15 protein-coding genes are annotated in these 21,956 nt (G+C 71.1%); 4 read left to right on the top strand and 11 right to left on the bottom strand.

The genetic code is table 11. The annotated features are described in order from the left end of the window. The first annotated feature begins 544 nt into the window (after nucleotides 1-544). On the top strand, nucleotides 545-751 hold the full coding sequence (locus ACIBBB_RS07350) for an MbtH family protein (protein ID WP_398979662.1): 207 nt from the start codon (nucleotides 545-547) through the stop codon (nucleotides 749-751). Between the two features lie 393 nt (nucleotides 752-1,144). Here the strand turns inward: ACIBBB_RS07350 and ACIBBB_RS07345 are convergent, their stop codons facing one another. Both ACIBBB_RS07345 and ACIBBB_RS07340 read right to left on the bottom strand, forming a co-directional pair. Then, nucleotides 1,145-2,515: a glycoside hydrolase family 18 protein gene (locus ACIBBB_RS07345; RefSeq protein ID WP_398979660.1), complete on the bottom strand. Its 1,371-nt coding sequence runs from the start codon at nucleotides 2,513-2,515 to the stop codon at nucleotides 1,145-1,147. Nucleotides 2,516-2,802: 287 nt separating this feature from the next. Next, nucleotides 2,803-3,822: a DUF4331 family protein gene (locus tag ACIBBB_RS07340; RefSeq protein WP_398979659.1), complete on the bottom strand. Its 1,020-nt coding sequence runs from the start codon at nucleotides 3,820-3,822 to the stop codon at nucleotides 2,803-2,805. A 462-nt stretch (nucleotides 3,823-4,284) separates the two neighbouring features. Here ACIBBB_RS07340 and ACIBBB_RS07335 point away from each other — a divergent pair, with 462 nt between their 5' ends. Next, complete coding sequence (locus ACIBBB_RS07335; RefSeq protein WP_398979657.1) at nucleotides 4,285-4,863, top strand: dihydrofolate reductase family protein; 579 nt, start codon at nucleotides 4,285-4,287, stop codon at nucleotides 4,861-4,863. 57 nt (nucleotides 4,864-4,920) lie between these two features. On the opposite strand, the gene ACIBBB_RS07330 is transcribed toward ACIBBB_RS07335, so the two are convergent. Continuing rightward, on the bottom strand, nucleotides 4,921-7,152 hold the full coding sequence (locus ACIBBB_RS07330; protein ID WP_398979655.1) for a penicillin acylase family protein: 2,232 nt from the start codon (nucleotides 7,150-7,152) through the stop codon (nucleotides 4,921-4,923). 403 nt (nucleotides 7,153-7,555) lie between these two features. Here ACIBBB_RS07330 and ACIBBB_RS07325 point away from each other — a divergent pair, with 403 nt between their 5' ends. Then, nucleotides 7,556-8,470, top strand: a complete 915-nt coding sequence (locus ACIBBB_RS07325; RefSeq protein WP_398979653.1) for an aminoglycoside phosphotransferase family protein — start codon at nucleotides 7,556-7,558, stop codon at nucleotides 8,468-8,470. Nucleotides 8,471-8,549: 79 nt separating this feature from the next. On the opposite strand, the gene ACIBBB_RS07320 is transcribed toward ACIBBB_RS07325, so the two are convergent. The 6 genes from ACIBBB_RS07320 to ACIBBB_RS07295 form a co-directional block, all read right to left on the bottom strand. Beyond that, complete coding sequence (locus ACIBBB_RS07320; RefSeq protein ID WP_398979651.1) at nucleotides 8,550-9,914, bottom strand: M14 family metallopeptidase; 1,365 nt, start codon at nucleotides 9,912-9,914, stop codon at nucleotides 8,550-8,552. A gap of 275 nt (nucleotides 9,915-10,189) precedes the next feature. Continuing rightward, nucleotides 10,190-10,378: a hypothetical protein gene (locus ACIBBB_RS07315; RefSeq protein WP_398979649.1), complete on the bottom strand. Its 189-nt coding sequence runs from the start codon at nucleotides 10,376-10,378 to the stop codon at nucleotides 10,190-10,192. 776 nt (nucleotides 10,379-11,154) lie between these two features. After that, complete coding sequence (locus ACIBBB_RS07310; protein WP_398979647.1) at nucleotides 11,155-11,850, bottom strand: HAD family hydrolase; 696 nt, start codon at nucleotides 11,848-11,850, stop codon at nucleotides 11,155-11,157. A gap of 19 nt (nucleotides 11,851-11,869) precedes the next feature. After that, nucleotides 11,870-12,574: a phosphatase PAP2 family protein gene (locus ACIBBB_RS07305; RefSeq protein WP_398979644.1), complete on the bottom strand. Its 705-nt coding sequence runs from the start codon at nucleotides 12,572-12,574 to the stop codon at nucleotides 11,870-11,872. Nucleotides 12,575-12,607: 33 nt separating this feature from the next. After that, nucleotides 12,608-13,543 carry a M56 family metallopeptidase gene (locus ACIBBB_RS07300; protein WP_398979642.1) on the bottom strand — a complete coding sequence of 312 codons (936 nt, stop codon included), beginning with the start codon at nucleotides 13,541-13,543 and terminating at the stop codon, nucleotides 12,608-12,610. 96 nt (nucleotides 13,544-13,639) lie between these two features. Further along, entirely contained in the window at nucleotides 13,640-14,332 is a 693-nt protein-coding gene (locus tag ACIBBB_RS07295; protein WP_398979639.1) for a DUF5134 domain-containing protein, read from the bottom strand. A 383-nt stretch (nucleotides 14,333-14,715) separates the two neighbouring features. Here ACIBBB_RS07295 and ACIBBB_RS07290 point away from each other — a divergent pair, with 383 nt between their 5' ends. Next, the gene (locus tag ACIBBB_RS07290) at nucleotides 14,716-15,987 is read left to right on the top strand and encodes a glycoside hydrolase family 71/99-like protein (protein WP_398979637.1); all 1,272 of its coding nucleotides are present in this window, start codon (nucleotides 14,716-14,718) and stop codon (nucleotides 15,985-15,987) included. Between the two features lie 302 nt (nucleotides 15,988-16,289). Here the strand turns inward: ACIBBB_RS07290 and ACIBBB_RS07285 are convergent, their stop codons facing one another. Next, nucleotides 16,290-18,683, bottom strand: coding sequence for an ROK family protein (locus ACIBBB_RS07285; RefSeq protein ID WP_398979635.1), 2,394 nt, complete (start codon nucleotides 18,681-18,683; stop codon nucleotides 16,290-16,292). Then, nucleotides 18,676-21,849, bottom strand: a complete 3,174-nt coding sequence (locus ACIBBB_RS07280; protein WP_398979633.1) for an alpha-mannosidase — start codon at nucleotides 21,847-21,849, stop codon at nucleotides 18,676-18,678. The genes ACIBBB_RS07285 and ACIBBB_RS07280 overlap by 8 nt, the downstream gene beginning before the upstream one ends. Between the last annotated feature and the right edge of the window lie 107 nt (nucleotides 21,850-21,956).

Genomic DNA, 21,956 nt, shown 5'->3' with positions numbered 1-21,956 from the left:
GTGATGCGGGCAGAGGACGGCTTGGACAAGGCTCGTGATGCGGGGGTGTGACGCCCCTTTCTCTGGCCTCGTCCATGGACCTTAGGGTCGTCGTGGGCTTCGGACTGTGTCGTGCGTGCAGGGAACTTTGTCAGTGGTGCACAGCTTCGGCTCGGCAGTGGCGGTCGACATCGACCACGGTCGGTCCGCCGGCGAGGACCCGCCGCTTGGCCGAATGCAGACGGGACCTGGCCGGCCCGAACGGCCGGTCCGGGGCAGCGATCAGGCGACCGGCGCCAAGTCTCCGGTTTCGGTGAGCCCCATGGTCGTGGCGCCGTCACCGGCGCGGTCGAGCGCACCCCGTGCCGGCTGGCGCGCCCACGCGCAGGGCGAACCCCCGGCCCACGCGGCGTGGAGTGCCGGGCCGGCAAGGGCTACCGGGGCGCCGGTGACACCGCCCGCGGAGAGTTGATGGAGGCTCAGCTTCTCGCCGGCGGCTGCGCATATGGTGAGAGGACACGTCACTCCCGGTTCTCTCCCGTCAGACATGAAGAGGAGCACCACGATGACGAAACCGTTCGAGGACTCCGACGGTCGCTACGTCGTACTTGTCAACGACGGAGGGCAGTACTCGCTGTGGCCCGCCTTCGCCGACACGCCCAGCGGTTGGACCGAGGCGCACCGGGAGGACACCAGGCAGGCCTGTCTGGAATTCGTCGAGCGGAACTGGGCGTCCATCCTGCCGAGGACTCTCGGCACGCAGCCCGTATAGCCCTCGACGCCTCCGAGGGCCGCGACCTGCGACGCTCACCGACCTGGGGCCAGGGCACCGACCTCGCCGTCCACACCCGCGAGGACCTGGACGCCGTCGCCCACGCAAGACGCTCGGCTGGGAAACCCCAGCCGAGCGTCTTGCGTGAGCTGACAACTCCCCTGAGCTGATCTTCGCCTACCTGGGATCGCCGCTTTCCATGGGTTCATTCTGTTCCCGCCGGTGAGGGGCGAGGAGCAGGGGCCGGCGGAACCTCGGTGAGCCACTCAACTCCGGGCTCACCGAGAGAAAATCCGAACCGAGTGCCTCGCCCCGCCCGAGCCTCGACCGCCTGCCGGAGATTCTTCGGTGGGGTTCCCGCCGGCGAACCGGCGGGAACCGGCCGGACACGCCCTAGCGGCGGCCGAGGGTGCGGTCGACGGCCTTGATCAGCTCGCCGTCGGGGGTGTCCCCGTCCAGTGACCAGAACATCGCGCCGCCGAGCCCCTTGGCGCGGACGTACGCCGACTTGGTGCGCAGCACCTGCGGGTCGTCGTAGGTCCACATCGTCGTGCCGTCGAAGAGCCAGGCGTGGCCGTTCCTGACGTCGCGGTGCACGGTGTACGTTCCCGAGTCCGCGAGCTTCTTCAGCGCCTTGTAGTCCTCGTTGCCGTTCGCCCAGGTGCCCGGGGCGGCGCCGGTCGCGGGCCGGCCCATGCCGTCGCCGCCGCCCGAGACGCCGGTCCAGCCCTGGCCGTAGAAGGGCATGCCGACCACGAGCTTGCGCGCCGGCGCGCCGCGCCGCAGCCAGTCGTTGACCGTCTGGCTGACGCTGAAGTCGTCAGGCTTGGCGAAGAGCGCGGACTGCTGGGCGGTCGTGGGCTCCCAGGTGCCGTGGAAGTCGTATCCCTGGAGGTTCACGAAATCGAAGTCCCGCATGATCTTTGAGACTTCGAAACCCGCGTCGATCTTGGCCGGGGCGGTCGGGACGAAAGCGGTCAGCTCGTAGTGCTTGCGCTTCCCGTGGCCCTTCCGGGACTTGGCGTACGAGTCGAGCTGCGTGCGGAACTCCCGTACGAGCGCGGTGAAGTTCTGCTTGTCCTCGGGGCGGAAGACGGTGCCGACGTCACCGGCCGAACCGGGCCACTCCCAGTCGAGGTCGATTCCGTCGAAGAGACCCGCGGCGGCTCCCGCGCCGCCGCGAGTGCCGTCGACGGGCAGATTGCCCTTGATGTAGAGGTCGATGCAGGAGGAGACCAGGGCGCGGCGTGAGGCGGGGGTGAGGGCCGCGTCCGAGAAGTTCTTCGACCAGCTCCAACCGCCCAACGAGATCAGGACCTTGAGACCGGGATGCTTCGCCTTCAGCTCACGCAGCTGATTGAAGTTGCCGGCGAGGCGCTGGTCGTCGGTGTCGGCCACGCCGTCGACGGAGCCGGCCGCGTCCAGCGGGCGCGCGTAGTCGGCCCAGGCGTCGGCCTCTCCCGGGGTGTTGCCGGTGAAGCACTTCCCTTCGGCGCTCACGTTCCCGAAGGCGTAGTTGATGTGGGTCAGCCTGGCCGCGGCCCCACTGGTGTCCATGTCCTTGACCTGGTAATTCCGCCCGTAGACACCCCACTGGGCGAAGTAGCCGACCTGCTTGTACGAGGCGTGCGAGGCGTGTGAGGCGTTCGAGCCGTGCTTCTCGCCGTGCGAGGCGGGGTCGGCGCCCGCGGAGGGGGCGAGCGTGGCCACAAGGCCGAGGGAGAGGGCGGCGATGGTCAGCCGGGAAAGGTTCTTTCGAGGCATGAGGCTCGTTTCCTGTGCGTGTGCCGGAAGGGAGCGGTGTTCTGCGGTGCGCACAGGAATGTATTGGTCTGGACCATTAGCGTCAAGATATACGGCGGTTCTACCCAGGGTAAGTGTGCTTACGGAACCAAATCGCCACTCCGGGCGATAAGTTGCCCACCGGTCACGAGCGAGGACCGGACCGAGAACGGGTCTACGTCGCGGGCGCTCGGGCGTGACAGTGCGGAGCAGTGCATCGGGCCCCGGTCCTCCAGGAGGACCGGGGCGGCCGCGCGCAGGGCGCTCTGTCAGGAAGCCGTGGCGGGGTGTGGGTCGCCGAGGTACGGGAAGCGGTCCGGGGTGTCGGTGTGCGGGGCCAGACCGGTGGGCGGTGCCTCGTTCTTGGTGAGGAACGCGAGGCGGATGTCGATGACGTCTTCCGTGAAGGTACGGCCGTTGGGGTACGCGGCGGGCTTGGACGGGTCGAAGTGCAGCACGTCCGGCAGGATGCCGTGCTCGTCGAGCGCGACGATCGCCTCCTCCCGCGTGTAGTTGCCCGTGTGGCCCAGCAGGTGGACGAACTGGTCCGTCCACCTGGCCCGGTCGTTGACGGGCTCGCTCGCGTTGTACTCCTCCTTGGTGTCGTCGGTGTTGAAGAAGCTGCTCACCGACGGGTGCCCGGCCCGGTCAGCGTGGACGAGTTCACCGTCGCGCAGGACACTGCACCGGCCCCAGATGTGCAGCTCGGGCTGGGGTGCCAGTGCCGTGGTCGGCAGCTCAAGGGCCATCGAGAAGACGTTGGCCGTGCTGTTGGAGTCGACGCCGGTCCACGGGGACTCCCCGCTCAGGTGCGGTGCGGTGAAATTCCGCTTGCCGCTGGTGTCGAACAGCTTCTGGATGCCGTCGAAGTCGAAGAAGAAGGCGTCACTGCGGCTGCCGGCGGCCACCTTGTAGTCGCCGCCGGCGACCACGTTGGCCTCGGTGTCGAAGGAGACGGCGGCGTCCGACACGATTTTGGTGCCGACGGCCTCGGGCTTGCGGGACTCCGGGCCGGTGGCCATGAACACGCTGTAGGTCTGCGAGCCGTCGGCCGCCGGCGGACTGAAGACCCAGCTGAAGGCGAGGTCGGTCAGGTAGTCGCCGTCGTTGTCGATGTTCAGGCGGTATACGGCGTCGGGGTGCAGGGCGTCCGCGTTGGGGTTGGCGTTGAGGATGAGAACGGTCCTGCTCGGATCGCCGGGTGCCCTGAAGGCGTACAGGTCGCACAGATCGAGGCGCTGGTCGCCGAGCGGTGGCCCAAGACTGAGGCCGGTGAAGTGATTCGACATGTCAGGGTTTCCTCTGCTCGCTCGCCGGGAGACCACCAGCGCGCGTGAACGGCCGTGTCGCCGCTCGTAAGGTGTACGCGCCCCCGGGCGGAGCAGCCACGCTAGCCCGCCACGGAAGCCCGACCGCCGAAGGCGAAAGCGCAGCCGTGAAATGGCCCTCGAATGGGTCACCACGGGGAACCGACATGCCGTTCGGACGCCCACACAACCGATGGGGAAAGCGGCCTCGACGGGTGTCTCACCGGTGGCCGCCTCGGCCCGGTCTCGGGGAAGGTCTCGGTGGTGGTGCCGGGCTTCGTGGCGGGGGGTATCGGTGGACGCGGTGGCCGCGTCGTCCGTCGCGGCCATCACTTCGAAGTTTGGACGGAACCGGTTCATGAGCCGGTCCAAGGGCGATGAGTCTCGCCGTGATCACCAGTCTGTATCTCCGACACGCGATCAATCGCACTCAAGGAGATCATCATGACCACTACCTACACATTCGACGTTTTCTCCAGCCTCGACGGCTTTGGTGCCGCCGGCGGCGACTGGACCGGCTACTGGGGCAAGCAGGGCCCCGAACTTCTCGACCACCGCCTCGGCCTGTACGGCGAGGAGCAGCGGATGGTCTTCGGGGCCAACACCTATCGGGTGTTCGCACAGATGCTGGCCGCGAGCACCGAGGAGTCCGAGGTACGTGACCCATGGGTCACCCGGATGGTGAACCTGCCGGCGACAGTGGTGTCGACGACTCTGGAGGGATCTCTCGACTGGCCGGACGCGGACCTCGTGAGCGGCGACGCCGTCGACGTCGTCGCGAGGCTCAAGGAGGACTCCGAGGTGCCGTTGCGCTCGCACGGCAGCCTCTCGATGAACCGGGCGTTGATGGCCGCCGGGCTGGTCGACCGCGTCCAGGTGACACTCTTCCCGGTGATCACCGGTAGGACCGGGTTGGACGCGATCTTCCAGGGGGCGGCCGACTTCGACCTCGAACTGATCGAGCACCGGACGCTCGACGACCACATCCAAGAGCTGATCTACCGGCCCACCCTGCATGCCTGACCCCGTCGACGCACCACGCGCCGGCGCGGAGGAGGCGCCGGCGCGAGGGCGCGCCCGTCACTTGCCGGGCCGGTACCTCCGCTCGACATGGCCCTTGAGGTCGTCGGGATAGAAGTAGACGGGCCGCAGATCCCCGTTCGCGTAGCGCTCGGCCTGGTCGTCGAAGTGCGGCGAGTCGGGGTGCCCGCTCACTCCTCCCGCCGTCACCGCCCAGGCGCGCAGTCGCGGCCCGAATTCCACCACCGCCACGAAACTGTTGCCGCTGGTGCCGTAGTAGCGCTTCGTTCCCGGGTACGCCCTGGCTCCGAACGAGGCGAGGGAGCCCCATCGCGACGAGGTGAAGGGCACGGGGACGCTCGGCTTGGCATCGCTGAACTCCTGGACGATGGCGGCGTCGTTGCGCTGGTAGCGGTTGATCTCGCCCCACGGCACCTTCCAACTGCCGAAGTCCCGCCGCAGCCGGTTCGTCGCCGTCTCCAGTGCCCCGAGCCGCTGCGCGTCCGTGGCGCGGCCGGCGATGTAGTCCCAGCCCGACATCCCGGCCGCTGCCGCCGCCTGGGATATGAGAGCCCACATGTCCTCACCCCAGAACACGGCCAGCGATGTCGCCGTCGACTTCGCGGACCAGCGGTGGTTCCAGTCACGGAGCAGGCCGATCGGACCGGCCAGCCGCTCCTTCCGCCCGTCGTGCTTCGGCAGCCCGTCCCACGCGGCGACGAGCCCCGGCAACAGACGCGCGAAGGCGGTGAGATACGGATCGAACGCCGCCTCGATCAGCGTCCGCGGGGTGAAGTCGTCGCGAGCGGTCAGTACGCGGACCGCCTGCGGACCGCGCGGATTCTCGCCGACCCGGTCGAAGTAGCGTGGATAGTCGGCCGCGTCCGGGCTGTCCGCGCCGGCGGCGGTCCAGGGCCAGTTGTTGGTGTTGAACGCCCAGCCGTTCTTCGGGTTCACCGCCTGGGGCATGCTGTCCAGACTGTGCACGCCCCGCCAGTCGGTCGCCGGATCACTGCCGTCGACCGGCTTGAGATAGTTGAACCGGTCGTCTCTCACCGGCATGAACTGCGGCATCAGGAAGGCGATGTCGCCCTTCGAGTCCGCGAAGAGTGTGTTGTTCGAGCTGTTTCCCTTCAGTCCCGCGACCTTCAGATACTGCTTGTAGTCGCGCGTCGTGGTGCGCAGGAAGCTCTGGGTAAGGGCCTCGACGGGCTTGTTCATCAGCGCGCACGCGATCCACTTGCCGTCCGCCTCGCGCACGATCGGGCCGTGATGTGTGGCCAGCGTGGTGAAGCCGCGCTTCTCCTGACCGCCCTCCGGGGTACGGAAGGACAAGGTGACCGTCTTCGAGGTGACGGGGCGCAGTTCGTCGCCGTAGCGGTAGGAACGCGTGCCGTCGGAGCCCGTCACGATCGTCTCGGCGAACTCGTCGATGTTGTCGACGCCACTCGTCGTGTGCATCCAGCCCGTGTGCGCGTTGAAGCCCTGATAGATGAAGAACTGCCCCCAGGTGGCGGCGCCGTAGACATTGAGCCCCTCGCGGCTCGTCACATGCTGCTCGGCACGGAAGAAGAAGCTGGTGTGCGGGTTGATCAGCAGCAGGGCGTGGCCGTTCCGCGTGTGGCTCGGAGCGATGGCTATGCCGTTCGACCCCGTGGGTTCACGCAGCACCAGCCCGCGCTCCTCGTCGGTGATCGGCACGTCCCGCGCGCTGTAGAAGGCTTCGAGCTGGGAGAGCATCACCGACTCGATGTCGCCGCCTATGCTGCCCTCCGAGAAGCTCAACGGCATCCACGGCTCGAACCGGTCGAGCACGCGTGGACGCACCTCGGGATGTGTCGCGAGGTAGTAATTGAGTCCGCCCGCCCACGCCTGCATCAACCCGCGCAGCCACGCTGGGCACTTCGCGTAGTCCTTCTTCAGTTCCTCGGGGTCGAGGAACAGCCGCTGACGCAGGTCCTGCCAGATCGCGCTCTCGCCCTCGGCCTCGGCGAGACGGCCCAGGGCGACGAGGTAGTTCTGCTCGATGCGGTTGAAGTCGTCCTCGGCCTGTGCGTACATCATCCCGAACACCGCGTCGGCGTCGGTCTCGCCCACGACGTGCGGAACGCCCCAGTCGTCCCGCGTGATCGTCACCCGGGCGGCGTGTCCGCGCCAGCGGGCCTCGTCGGCCGAAGACGGCGCCGGTCCCGCGAACGCCGTGCCGGACGGCAGCCCCGCGGCTACGGCCAGCCCGGCCGCTCCGCCCAGGACGCGGCGTCGGCTCGGCCCGAAGTGCTGCGGATGGCTCATGAGGCTCCTTCTTCCTTCGAGAATCAGGGGATCGTGCGGCTTTACGCTCAGTCGTTTCGCCGGGATGACGCCGGACGACAGGCCGACGCAACCGTCATCACCCTGATCGACACCTCCACCGTGCGTCCGGCAACCACGACCGGGTACCCCCGGACCCCACACTGGAGTTCGGGTGATCACCTACGCGGACAGTCCTACCGAGGAAGACGCGCCCTGACAAGGACTCGCCCTCGGCGAACGGAAGCTGTTCGGCGCCGTGCCGGGACCGCGCTCGTGAATGACGGCCACGGCCCGTGCGCCCCGTCGGCGGACCGCCGCAGACGCGCCGCAGCCGACGAGACGCGCGAGGGGCCCCTGAATAAATGCGTTGCCCGGCGCGATCGACCGGGCCGATGATCGTGGAATGGCCCCAACTCCCCCCGACGGCCGAGCCGGCATCGACGCCGCCCTGGTGAAACGTCTGATCGCCGCGCAGTTCCCCCGGTGGAGCGGGCTGCCCGTGACACCCGTGGAGGTCGACGGATGGGACAACAGGACCTACCGCCTCGGCGACAGCATGACGGTCCGGCTGCCCACCGCCGCCGGCTACGTCCCCGCCGTCGCCAAGGAGAACCGGTGGCTGCCCAGGCTGGCGCCCTCGCTGCCCGTCGCCGTGCCGACCGTGCTCGGCCAGGGGGTTCCCGGTGAGGGCTATCCCTTTCCCTGGTCGGTGCGCGGCTGGCTGAGCGGCGAGACGGCGCGGCGCGAGCGCATCGGGGGCATGTCCCGATTCGCCGTCGAGGTCGCCGAGTTCGTGCTGGCCCTCCAGCGCTGTGACGCCCGTGGCGGGCCGGTCGCCGACGAGCACAGCTTCTACCGCGGAGCGCCGCCCGCCCACTACGACGAGGAGACTCGCCGCTGCCTGGCCGCGCTCAAGGGCCGGGTGGACACCGACCGGGCGGCCGCCGTGTGGGAAGCCGCGCTCGCCGCCGAGTGGCACGGAGCCCCCGTGTGGTTCCACGGCGACATCGCCCCCGGCAATCTGCTGGTCGCGGACGGGAAGCTGACCGCCGTCATCGACTTCGGTACCGCGGGGACCGGGGATCCCGCCTGTGATCTGGTGATCGCGTGGGGGATGTTCTCCGGCGCCGACCGGGCGGCGTTCCGGCGGGCGGTCGGTCAGGACGACGGCACCTGGGCACGCGCCCGTGGATGGGCGCTGTGGAAGTCGTCGCTGGTCCTGTCCGAGACCATCGACACGAACGAGGAACTGGCCGCTCTCAACCGGCATGTGATCGGCGAAGTCCTCGCGGACCACGACCGGTTCGCCCGCCCCTGACAGCGCCGGCCCCGGTGACGACGGCCGCACCCCGAACGCGGGGCGCGGCCGTCTGTGACTCACCTCGTGGACCGCCCTCTCAGGCCGCGCAGTACTGCGACTCCTTGCCGATGGACCGGTACATGCAATCGGCGTTCTCCAGCAGTTGCAGGACCGCGTCGCGGTTGCGGTTCGTCTCCCGCTCGATGACCTCGTCGGGCGGGTAGAAGCCGCCGCCGCCGGAACTTCCCGGGTACATCTCGAAGGTGTACGCGAAGACCTTCTGGTTTCCCCACAGCCAGTCGTCGATCGACCCGTCCGTGATGTACAGGTCGCTCGCCTGCTCCGCGGTGTAGCCGTTGCTCGCCGCCATCTTCCCGCCGACGGCGGCGAAGGCGTTCCGGTCGTCCAGCGTCATACCGGGAGCCGTGTCGGCCCTCGTGTAGCCGTACGGCCACAGCACCAGTTCGCTGTACGTGTGGAAGTCGATGGCCGCCTTGATCTGCTGCTTGCCGCCGACGACCCGGCTGCGCGCGAAGTCCCCGACCACCTTGACCTCCGGCGCGGACTCGGCGCGCGGGCCGCGGTACGTCTCGGAGCCGGGGCTGGTCGAGGAGCCGCCGCAGCAGCCCCACTGGAAGGCCCAGTTGCGGTTGAGGTCCGTGCCGATGGCGGAGGAGCCGGAGTTGGGCTGCCGGTTCTTGCGCCAGCTGCGGTAGGAGCCGGAGGCGATGTCGTACTCGCCGCCGTCCGGGTTGACGTCCGGGACGATCCAGATCTCGCGGTTGTTCACGGCGTTGGTGACCCGTGAGTCGGTGCCGTAGTCGTCGCCCAGTTCGCGGATCAGATACAGCGCCATCTCGACGGTGAGATGCTCGCGGGCGTGCTGGTGGTGCGTGAAGAGCACCTCGGGTTCGTTCTCGTCCGTCGCCACGTTGTCGCTGATCTTGACCGCGAGGATGTCCCGGCCCTCGTAGCTCTTGCCGATGACACGCTTGCTGATCAGGTTCGGGTGGGCGGCGATCCGCTGGTTGATCTCGGCGTTCATCTCGGCGTAGTTGTGATAGCGCGAGTCGGCCGAGGGGAAGTCGAACGGCTCCACGGCCTCGCCGTTCGTCCTGGCGGGCGGCGCGGGCAGCATGTCGAGCCGATGGCCGAGCTCCCGGAGCCGCTTCGCCTGGGAGTCGGTGGCGCTGACGACCGTCGAGCGCGCGCCCGCCTCGTCCACCGACACGCCGGTGGCGGCGAGGGCGGTACGGCCCGCGGCGTCGGCGGCGCCCGGGATCTCGTACTGCCGGATCCGCTCCTCGGCGACGGCGACGGCGACGGCTCCGGGCTCGGGCGCGGCCTTCGCGGCCGGCGCCGGGGGCGCGGCCTCGGCCGTGAACGGGACGGCCACGGCGAGGGCCAGCATGACCGCGAGGGCAGCTGCCTTCGATCTGCTCTCGCGTATGCGAAGTCGCATGTTGTCTCCTGGATGGGGGGGTGGGGGGTTCGGCCGCGCCGGGTGGAGTGCGGGCGGCCAGGTCCTGTTCACCGGACAGGACCTGGTTGTTCGCGCACATCGTGACGGGATGGCATGGCCCGGTCAAGTAACGAACTTCGGCCATCCACGTCGGCCCCCCGCGCCCCGCTCGGGCCGTGGTGTGTGTCGCCCGCCGACCGCTCAGCCGCTCAGCCGCGTGGCCGTCCGCGCCAGCAGCTCATGACTCGTCCGCCGGCCGTTCGCCGAGCCGCCGCTCAGGACGATCCGGTCGGCGCCCGCCGTGACGTACGCGGCGAGCCGCTCGGCCGCCGTGTGGGCGTGCCCACGATGCCGACATCCGCGGCCTGTTCGCGATCCACGCCGTACGCGTCCACGACCACCCGGGCCATGGTGTCCCGGGCGACGGACACCTCCCCGGCGGGGAGGTCCAGTTGGATCGGCACGGCCGCGGTGACCGGCGGCGCGGGACGGCCCCTCCTCGGCGTACTGCCGCAGTCTCCGTACGCCGTCGGCGAGTTGGACCGGCGAGACCACCGCCGGAAACCAGCCCGCGCCGTACGTGACCGCCCGCCGCGGCACCGCCTCCTCCGGCCCCCCGGCGACGAACAGCGGCGGAGCGGCCACGGCGGGCGTGGGCGTGATCTCGACCCCTGTCCCGCCCTCCGGGCCGACCCGGGGTCGGCCCGCCCCCGGTCAGGCGCGGCAGCAGCCGCAGCGCCTCCTCCGTACGGGGCTCCGCGTCCCGCGCCGTACACCCAGCGCGTCCCACACCGGCGCGTCACGCAGGCCGCCGTGCCGGCGCTCCCACGCGCCCCACCCGTCCCCGATCCCCGCCAACAGCCGCCCCCGCGAGACGTACTGGAGCGAGGCGGGTTCCTTCGCCGGCAGAGGGAGTGGCCGTACGGCCGCGAGCGGTACGCCCTATCCGACGCCGTACCCGCTCCGTGACGGCCGCCGAAGCCGCCGGTACCACCTCCGGGGCGAGCGTCGGGGCCCGCCCCGTGAAGTGGTCCCGGACCCAGACCGATTCGAGGCCCAGGCGCTCGGCGTCGCGCGCTCTCTCCGTGATCCCGTCGTTCCCGAGACAGACGCCGATGTCCGTCATCCCCGCCGTCCTCACGCCGTGGTCCCTCTCGCTGTCGACCACGGGGCAACAACGTCAACCACTCTTGAGGTCAACATCCGCCGTGCTGAAACGCCCTCGGCGGCAGGGCTCTCCTCAGCGGGTGAGCGCGAGGACCGGGCGCAGGCCCGCCGGGCGCTCCTCCACCGGCAGATGGTCCACGAAGTGGACGGCGCAGCCCAGTTCGGCCGCCCCGCCGTCCGCCTCCCGGTCGTCCCCGACCATCAGCACGTCGAGCGGATCCTGCCCGAGGGCCTCGCAGGCCGCGCCGAAGAGCCGCGGGTCGGGTTTCTGGATGCCGTGCTCGTACGACAGCACATAGGCGTCCACGAAGTCGTCCAGGCCGTGCGCGCGGAAGACCGGACGCAGGTCCCAGCCGATGTTGCTGATGACCCCGACGCCGATGCCCTCACGCTTCAGGGTGCCGAGCACCTCCGCGGTGTCCGCGTACGGCCGCCAGGCGTCCGGCGTCCGGTGCCGTTCGTAGAGCGCGTCGTACAGCCGGGGGTCGGGGAGCGCCACCCGCCGGGCGAGGCCGGTGTACGCGGCCCTGTGCCGCTCGGCGCTCTCGTCGCGCGTGGCCCACAGCCCGGCCAGATCCGGCGGCAGCTGCTGCGGCGACGACCCGCCGGGCAGGGCGCCCGCGACGGCCAGCTGGACCGCGTACCGCCGGAGCTCTTCGGGCGGCACCGGAACACTCAGCTCGTCGAGCACGGCCCGGAGCCAGGAGCCGGCCGATTCGATGCGGAACAGAGTCCCTGAGAAGTCGAAAAGCACACCCTTGATCTTCATGGACCCGATCCTTGCCGGGTCACCGCCACCGGGACAAGGCCCGTCCTTCGTACGTGGCGACGGACAGGGCCACCAGACACGCTCCGAACAGCCAGCCGCCCACCACGTCCGAACTCCAGTGCACCCCCAACCAGACGCGGTTGAACCCGGAGCCGAGCACCGACACGACCCCCACCACCAGCGCGGCCCACCACAGCGGGCCGCTCAGGCCGTGCTGCCGCAGCAGCCACAGGAGTATCCCGACGGTGACGGTGGCGGTCATCGCGTGGCCCGAGGGGAACGCCGCGTAGTGCGCAGAGTCGAGTGGGTCCGGCCATGTGGGGCGGTCGCGCCCGACGGCGGCCTTCACGCCCTGCGACACCAGGGCCCCCACCAAAGAGGTCAGGGCGACCCAACAGGCCAGGAGACGCGAGCCGCTGAACCAGAGGAGGAAGAAGGCGACGGCCGTCAGGAGGCGCATCGTCCAGGGGTCCCACACCCAGTCGGTGAGAATCCGGTTCGCGTGGGTGAAGCCCGCGTCGTCCACCGCCCACCGGTGCAGGTCCACGGAAATGGTCCGGTCGAGGGAGAACAGCGGAGCCCACTCGGCGGCGACCAGCGCCAGCAGCACCAGGGAGGCCACGCCCAGTACGACGGCGAGGCGGCCGGCGGTCACGGCTCCCCACGGTATGGGCGGTGACGGCGAGTCCGACCGTGACGGCGGGGGAACCGCGGGGGATTGCATGCGCTGATCCTTACTGACGACGGCCCCGCAAAACTATCCCAGCGTGCGCAGGGCCGGAATGAACGCGACCACGAGCGGAACCGCGGGCACCAGCGCGGCCGCCGCCGTCAGCCGCAGCCTGCGTCCGGCCGTGAGCCGGGGGAGGGGCGTCAGCAGCCGGTCCACCCGGCGTGGCAGTTCGGTGCCGGGCGTGGGGCAGGGCCCGAACACCCCGCGGTCCTCGTTCAGTTCGACCAGGGCGAGCGCGATCGTCCGTCGGCCGAAACGGCGCGAGGCGACATCGTCGGCGGCCAGCTCCACCAGGCGGTGCATCTCGGCCTGGAACGCGGCGAAGACCGGCACCTGCGGGAAGCCGTTGGCGAGCGCGGACGAGCAGTGCAGCAGCCAGTCGTGCCGGGCGCGGGCATGGCCCTGTTCGTGGGCCAGTACGGCGTCGAGCCGGCGGCCCTTGAGCCGCCGCAGGGCGGCCGTGGTGATGACGAGCTGCGGTGCGGCGCCCGGCATCCACCAGGCGCCCGGACGCTCGCCCTCAAGGACGATCAGCGGGCCGCCGCCGGACTCCTCGCCGGGCAACAGCGGTGAACGGACGAGCAGTTCGGTACGGCGCTGCTTGCGGCGCGTGCGCGCCCGGTGGATCTCGCGCGTGAGCATCGTGCCCGTCCACACTCCGCCGGCCGCCAGGAGCACGGCGAGCACCGCGGACCAGGGCCGGTGCGTGCCGAGCGCGTACGCCTCGACGACCCCGCTCGGGGCCGGGGCGAAGACGTGTCCCCGTACGGCCAGCCAGGCCGCCGCGGCGCTGAATGTCATGGAGAGGGCGAAGCAGAGCAGCACGGCGGCCACCACGCACTGCCAGACCCAGAGAGCCACCACCGGCTCGCGCTCGGGCCATTCGGTGCGGGCCAGCAGTCGCGGGGCGACCACCGCGGCCAGCGCACCGAGTGTCAGCAGCACGAGGGAGACCGTCATGGTCGTCAGTTTATGAGTGCGGCGCCGCTCGCGGGGCCGGCCGCGGGCGGCAAGTGACGCAGGACACGGTCATTGGGCGGTGGCGCGCGGCGTGCGTCAGAGCGTGAGCAGCATCGCCAGCATCGAGATGCCCATGGAGAGACGGCAGGCCAGGGTCAGCTCGGGCCTGCCGTCCCGGACCGCGGCCACCGTGTCCGTCACCACCCCCGTCACCACCCCCGTCGCCGCTCCACCGACGGCTCCACCGACGGCTCCACCGACGGCTCCACCGACGGCTCCACCGACCGCGGAGGACGCCACGCCGGTCTCCGGAACGACCGGGGCCGCGTGCTCCGGCGGGGTCACGCTCTGCAACGGGAGGAGCCGCGCGCCCGTCCACAGCACGAACCCCGCGTAGTAGATCAGCAGCACGCCCGTGGCCAGGGGGGTGCCGCCCGCGTGGTGCCCGCCGTGCGTGCCGCCCGGGAGCAGCGCCATCGCCACCGACATGTAGACCATGGCGAGCATCCCCACGAGATGGTGCAGATGGTGCGAGGTCCCCCGGGCCGGGCCCAGGGCGCGCAGCGCGGCGACCCCGAACACTGTCGCGTACAGGAGCCAGACCCAGCGCGGCGGGCTGATCACCGCGGCCGGCACGGCCATCGCCGCCATCCCGAATCCCATCAGGGCCTCGCCGCCCGCCGTGCCGCGCCCCGCGCCCCCGCCGCCCCGCAGTCCGAGCAGACAGTAGGTCCCGGCCGCCGCGCAGAGCGCCACGACCAGCCAGCCGGCAGTCGCCGGTCCGTGCACCGCGCACCTCCCCCTCGCCATGCTCCAGCGATGTCCACACAAACGGTGTCAACGGTGAAATGCCCCAGTCGTTCGAGGCGCACGCGAGCGCAGAGAGACACGGGGGGAGCGCACCCGGGGGACGCGGCCACCGATCAAGGGGTGTGGAAACCACGTGGTTTTCGCATTCCACTGGAAACGGAAAACGTAAAGAAAATAGGCTGACACATCCCTTTGAATTGGTCTGGACAAAGCCTCTGCGGGGACCTTGTGGTAACCCTCCGAACGCGGTTACTTTGCAATGGTGCGCCACGGAGGCGGGCGGGCTGCCGCCGCCTGTAATTCCCCCCACCCCCGTGGATCCGCGTATTTCCAGGCAGATTTCTAGTGGGAGGAAATACTCCGTGAGTATTTCAAGACGCGCCGTCATAGCGTCGGCGCTGGCCGGCACCGCAGCGGCCGGTGGTGTTCTCGGCAGTCGGCAGGCAGGCGCCGCGCCCGCGCCGAGAAGCGGGGCGCGGGTGGCACCCGCCGCGAGTCCCCCGGGCGACGTGGTCGGCAAAATCAGCGTCGGGTATCAGGGCTGGTTCGCCTGCAAGGGCGACGGATCCCCCATCGACAGATGGTGGCACTGGAGCCAGGACAGCAGCCAGCCGCCGTCGCTCAGCAATACGACCATCGCGTCGTGGCCCGATATGCGGGAGTACACGCGTACTTTCGCCACGGCGTATCCGAATCTGAACAATGGCCAGCAGGCCCGGCTGTTCTCCTCGCATGATCAGCAGACCGTCGACACCCACTTCCGGTGGATGCGGGAGAACAACTGCGACACCGCCGCGCTCCAGCGGTTCAACCCCGTGGGCGGCGAAGGCCCGATGCGGGACGCGATGACGGCCAAGGTGCGCCAGGCGGCCGAGGCGAACGGCCGGAAGTTCTACATCATGTACGACGTCACGGACTGGACGTCCATGCAGTCCGAGATCAAGCAGGACTGGACGAGCAAGATGAGGGCGTACACATCTTCGAGCATGTACGCCAAGCAGAACGGCAAGCCCGTCGTCTGTATCTGGGGCTTCGGCTTCGCCGACCCGAAGCGCCCGTTCGCGCCCCCGGCGTGCCTGGACGTCATCAACTGGTTCAAGTCGCAGGGCTGTTACGTCATCGGCGGCGTGCCGACGCACTGGCGCAACGGCAACAGCGACTCCAGGCCGGGATTCGGCGACGTCTACCGCGCGTTCAACATGATCTCCCCCTGGATGGTCGGGCGGATGGGCAACGTCACGCAGGCCGACCAGTTCTACCGCGACGTCAACACCCCCGACCAGGCCGAGTGCAATGCCAGGGGCATCGACTACCAGCCCTGCGTCATGCCGGGAGACCTCCAGTCCCGGCATCGCGCGCACGGCGACTTCATGTGGCGGCAGTTCTACAACATGTGCCGGCTCAACGTCGCGGGGATCTACATCTCCATGTTCGACGAGTACAACGAGGGCAACCAGATCGCCAAGACCGCGGAGAACGGCTCACAGGTGCCGTCCGGCTCCGGCATCTGGGCTCTCGACGAGGACGGCACGGCGTGCTCGTCGGACTACTACCTCCGGCTCACCGGTGACGGCGGCCGGATGCTCAAGAAGCAGATCGGGCTCACCGCGACCCGGCCGACGCCGCCGAGGTAGCGGGCCCGCCGGACCGGGCGGAGCCGGTACGTCCGGCGCCCGTTCCGTCCGGTGATCGGTGACAGCGGCCGTGCGGGCCGCCGGGATCCTCCCCGGCGGCCCTGAGGCGTGTCCGCGAAGTAGCGCCGTCCGCCCGCAGGGCGGGGCCCGCGGCGGCTGGTGCGGTGCGTCGCGAGGCGGGGGATCGGCGTTGTGGATGGACCGGACGTACGTGGCCGGCTGAAGACAACGCGGCGAGGTCCGTGCCAGCCGCCGCGGGCCAGGCGGGACTTCGCGGACACGCCCTGGGCCCTGTCCGGCGGTCAGCTCGTGGGCAGATGCCGCGCCCGCGTCTCCCGGCCGCGCAGCCTCGGCGTGAACGTCGCGTGGAAGATCGTGGAGGCCGCTCCTACGGCGGCGGCCCCCGCGCTCAGCACGGACGGCTCCACCTCGACACGGCGCAGCCGGCGGGCGGTCGGGAACTCGTTGACCGTACGGGCGATCTCGGAGAGGTAGAAGTCGGCGACGTCGTCCGTGAAGAACGGCCCGCCGAGGACGATCAGATCGATGTCCAGCAGGTCGGTCAGGCCCAGCGCGCCCCTCCCGACCGCCCGCGCCACCTCACGTACGGCCGCTGTCGCCGCCCGGTCGCCCGCGGCCGCCGCCCGGCCCACCGCCAGATACGCGGCGGTGCTCCCGCTCGTCGTGGCCGCCGGGCGCAGACCGCCGCGCGCCGCCAGATCGGGCACGGACACCGGCGGATTGCACTCGGGCATCATCTCCGGACGGCCGTCCTCGTCCACCCGGCCCAGGGCGATCGCGCAGAGCTGGCCGAACTCGCCCGCGTTCGAGCTGACACCCCGGTAGATGTCACCGTTCAGATAGAGGCCGGTGCCCACGCCCGTACCGAGATAGAGGTACGCGAAGTCCCTGGCCCGGCGGTCACGGCCGATCCAGCGCTCGCCCGCCGCCGCTGCCGTCGAGTCCTTCTCCATGATGACCGGGCACGGGAAGTGGTCCTTGAGGAGATACAGCAGCGGAAGATCGCCCCAGGCCGACATCAGGGGCGGTCCCAGCACCGTCCCGGACGCGATGTCCACCGGGCCGGGCACCGCGACCCCGATGCCGAGGAACCCCTCGGGCCGTACGGCCCCGCCCGCCTCGGCCAGCGTCTGGCGGCCCAGCGCCGCCACCCGCTCGACGAACTCCGCCGGGTCGGTGTCCGCGCTGACGGAACGGGTGCGGGTGCGGACGATCGCCCCGTCGAGGTCGATCACGACCGCCGTGAGCAGCTCGGGATCGATATGGATCCCGAGCGCGTGCGCGGCGGCTCCGCGCAGCCGTACCGGCGTACGCGGCTTGCCCGACGTGGCGCGCAGTTGCGCGTCCTCGATCAGGATGCCCCGGTCGAGCAGGGAGCGGGCGATACGGGACACCGACTGCTGGGTGAGGCCGGTACGGTGGGCGATCTCGCCGCGTGTGATGGTGCCGGAGAGCCGGACCGTCTCGATGACCACGCACTCGTTGAACGACCCCAGATCGATCTGGTTGACGCCGCTCCAGGTGTGGCCGCGCGCGGAGCTGTCCGTCGTTTCCCCGGCCCCGAGATGGCCCGCGACGTTCTCGCGCAGCCAGCGCACGGTGTGCTGCGGGTCGTCGGCGTCCCCTGCCGCGTACCGCTCCAGTTCGGCGGCCAGATCGAGATAGACGCGCCGTGAGGACTCCGGATGACTGGTGCTGTCGAGAGCGATCATGGCCCGCAGGAACGTGCGCCAGGTGGACCGCGCCGGAATGTGATGGCACGTCACCACCCCATGGGAGTCGGGAGGTTGAGGCACCCCGGCGGGGGCCGGATCGTCCCCGGGCGCGGCGTCCCACAGGGTGATCGCGTGCAGGGCGAGGTCCGGATGACGCCGGCTCGCCTGCGCGAGATAGCCGGCCAGCGCCCGTTCGGACGCGACGACGTCCGCGCGGCGTGGGGAGCCGCGCCCCGGTCCGTCGGACGCGTTCGGCCCCGGACCCGGCGCCCCGTTCGGCTCCGGATCCGAGCCGTGGTCGGACCCGGGGGCACGTTCGGCGGCGGTCGCCGGGCCGGAACCCGGTCGTGGCGTCGACGTCAGCGCCGCGTCCAGTGACCGGTCGAGGCCCGCCAGGACGTCCGCGCCGATCACCGTGCCCGCGGTGGCCGGGGTGCTCGGCACGAGACGGGTCCCGGCCAGCAGGACCCCGCGCAGCCCGTCCACGTACAGGCCCATCACCCACACGTCGGCTCCGGGCAGCGGCGGCCGGGTCGGCACGGACGGCGCCACCGGCTCGTCGGGGACCAGGCGCCAGCGGCGGCGGATCCCGGCGACCGTGGCGTGCGAGAGGCCCAACTCCCTTGCCACCGCCCGTGAAGCGCCGCTGCCACCGGGGGCGAGCAGCGTACGGGTGACGACCTCGGCCTCGTCGACCGTGGCCGGTCTGCCGGTGCGCGGCCGGTGTTCGAGGCCGTCGATGCCCGCGCTCGTCCAGCGCTGCCGCCAACTGCCCACGGTCTGCCGCGACACCCCGAGCCTCCGCGAGATCTCCGCGTCGCGCAGCCCGTCGGCCGCCAGCAGCACGACACCGGCGCGAGTGGCGAGCGGACCGCCCTCGTCGGCCCAGCGGCGCAGGACGGCGCGTAGTTCGGGGGAGAGCGTGCCGTCGGCGGGTTCGGCCGGCCGGGTGTCAGACACCCGAGCCTCCCTCCGGGCCGTCCCCGCGGACCAGCCGCAGGGTCAGGATCTGGAAGGGCCGCAGTGTCAGCTCCACCGAACGGCGGCTGTAGGCAAGCACGTTGAGCGTGTCCTCCAGGAGGTCCGTCTCGTGTACGGCGGTGACCGGGAAGCCGGCGGTCAGTGTCGTACGGGCCCGGCCGCCCCGCGACTCGTACAGCCGGACCACGACATCGCCCGACCGGTCGTCGGCGAGCTTCACCGCCTCCACCACGACGTCCGGACCGTCCACGGCCATCAGCGGCTCCTCCTCCACGGCTCCGGCCGCCGGGCCCGGCCGCAGCGGGAGGTTGAGCGCGTAACCCTCGGAGATCGCGTCGGCCACATCGGCGCCGGGCCGCAGCGTGTGCCGGAAGCTCTGCGGCCCCCGGTCGGCGTGCGGGTCGGGGCCGCGGGGGGCGCGCAGCAGCGAGAGGCGTACGAGCGTGGTGGTCCCGGCGTCCGCGCGGGTGTGGCGCGACACGTCGTAGCCGTACGTCGCGTCGGACGCGAGGGCCACGCCCCAGCCGTGCTCGCCGACGTGGATCCAGCGGTGTGCCCATTGCTCGTAACGGGCCGCGTCCCAGCTGGTGTTCTCGTGGGTCGGGCGCTCGACATGGCCGTACTGGATCTCGCCGCGGCAGTTCTCGGCGTGTACGTCCAGCGGCCAGACGGCCTTGAGGAGGGTGTCCTGTTCGCGCCAGTCGACGTCGGTGTCGATGGTCAGGGCGCGGCTGCCGGCCGTCAGCGTCAGCCGCTGCGTGATGGTCGACCTGCCGGTGCCGCGCTCCACCCGTACCCGCGCCAACAGCGGTCCGCCGTCGGTCACTTCGACCGACGACGCCGTGTCGAGATCGCGCCGGGTGCCGCTCTCGGCGGCGCCGTGGGCGGTGTCGCCGTGCGGGGCGTCGAGGGCCGACGCGCTCCAGCGCGCCGGGTCGTCCCGGTGCAGCTGGAGCAGATTGCCCGCGCCGCCGGGCGCGACGGCCTCGCGGTCCGCCGTCAGGTCGAGTACGGAGCGTACGAGCCCCGCCGGGTCGATGTGGATCCGCAGCAGCCCGTTGTCCAGCAGATGCCCGCCGCCCCGGTCCTCGCCGGCGGCGGTGACCGTCACCGGCGCCGTGCCGCCGAGCGGCAGCCCGGCCGTACCCCGGCCGAGCGCGGGAGCCTCGGCCAGGACGGCGAGCCGCCCGCCGGACAGCGGCTGGCCCGCGTCCACCGCGCCTGTCAGCCGGTCCCGGTCGAGCACGACCACCTCGCGGCGGGCGCGCGGACCGGCGTTGAGGACCGTGACCCCGTCCGGCCCGCCCGCCGAGCGCCGGATCAGGGCCTGGAGTCTGCGGTGCACACCGCGGTACGTCTGCTCGGCTTCCTCGTGCACCCAGGCGATCGCGCCGCCCGGCAGGATGTCCCGGCTCTGGAGCAGCAGGACCCGCTTCCACAGGGCGTCCAACTCGTCGTACGGGTACGGCACCCCGTCCCGTACGGCCGCCGTCGCCGACCACAACTCGGCCTCGCGCAGCAGGGATTCACTCCGGCGGTTGCCACGCTTGGTGCGGGCCTGGCTGGTGTACGCGCCGTGGTGCGTCTGCGCGTACAGCTCGCCGCGCCACACCGGGGCATGCGGGTACTCGTCGAGCGCGTCCCGGAAGAAACGCGCCGGGTGCTGGATCTCGACCCGCGGCGAACCTTCCAGGTCGGCCAGCCTGCGGGCGCGTTCCAGCGTCTGGCGGGTGGGTCCCTCACCCTCCTGGTCCGCCTCGCCGTCGCCCTGCGGCCGGCCGAAGGGCATCAGCGAACGGCTGCCGCCGCCCTTCTCCGCGTACGCGGTGACCGCGTCGGCCAACTCGGGCCCCGTGAGCGCCGCGTGGCCCGGACCGGCCGGCGGGCAGTGTGTGAAGATCCGGCTGCCGTCGACGCCTTCCCACCAGAACGTGTGGTGCGGAAGGGAGTTGGCGTCGTGTGCGGCGAGCGTATGGCCGAGCGCCCAGCGCGCCCCCGCGAGCGCGGCGAGCTGGGGGAGGGCGGCGGTCATGCCGCCGGGGCCGGGCAGCCAGACGCCGCCCGCGTCCAGGCCGAGCTCTTCCCGGTAGAAGCGCCGGCCGTGCGTGAACTGCCGGGCCAGCGACTCCCCGCCGGGCAGATTCGGGTCCGGCTCCACCCACATGCCGCCCACCGGCACCCAGTTGCCCCGCGCGACGGCCTTGCGAATCCGCTCGAAGACATGCGGGTGCTGGTCCTTCATCCAGGCGTGCTCCTGCGCGGACGAGGCCGCGAACACCAACTCCGGGTACTCCTCGGCGAGCGCGGCCACGCTGCTGAAGGCGCGGGCGCTCGCCCGTACGCTCTCGCGCGTCGGCCGCAGCCGGGCGGATCCCGTGGCCGCGTGCCCGACGACGGCCACGGTGTGCGCGGACTCGTGCGCGCGGCGGGCCAGGACCGGCGCGAGGATGTCCCGCGCGCCGGCGGCCGTCCCCGGGATGTCACGGGGGTCGACGGCGTCGACCGCCCGGTCCAACGCCCGCAGGATCTCGTGGCGGCGCGGCAGCCCTGCGGGCAGTGCCTCCGCCAGACTCTGGAGGACATCGATGTCATGGATGAGCTGCCATACGTTCTCGTCCCGTACGGCGAGGTCCGCGCGGAGCAAGCGGTGGAGAGGCTCGTCGCCGGCGGTGACCGGGTCGCCGAAGTGGGCCCCGGCGCCGGTGGCCGCGTCGATCACCGGATTGGCCGCGGCCTCGACGAGCAGCCGTACGGACTCGCTACCGCGCGCCCGGGCCGCGACGGTCACGGTGCTGTCGTGCGGGCGCAGGCCCTGGAGCGGTGTGCCGTGCTCGTCGTGGACCAGTCCCTCGGCCCGGTCGCCGCCGAGGTCGATGACCGCCTCCACACGGCGGCCCGCCCACCGCTCGGGCACCTCGGCGGCGAAACGGAACCAACTGGTGGACCAAGGGCCGCCGCCCCATGTCTCGCCGACGACGAACGGCGTGTACCCGGCGCGGAGCGCCACGTCGACGGGTACCGGCTCGCCCGGGATGTGCCAGGCCCCGACCTCCATGGGAAGCCGCCCGGTGTAGAGCGCGGGGCGCAGCCGACGGTCGAGGAAATGGGCTATGCGCGCCTCTCCGGACTTCGTTCGGTCATGCATGGGCGGCCCTTCCTGTCCTGCTGATGACCGCCATGTAAAACCAAGAGTGTTATCAAGTCAACGCCTGTCCCGATTACTTCTGAGTTCCTGGTGGTGAGGGCCTCGCG

The sequence above is a fragment of the Streptomyces sp. NPDC051217 genome (genome assembly GCF_044455465.1).
Lineage (GTDB): Bacteria > Actinomycetota > Actinomycetes > Streptomycetales > Streptomycetaceae > Streptomyces.
Note: the sequence above shows the minus strand (reverse complement) of the source record. Positions and strands in the feature narration are given on the sequence as shown.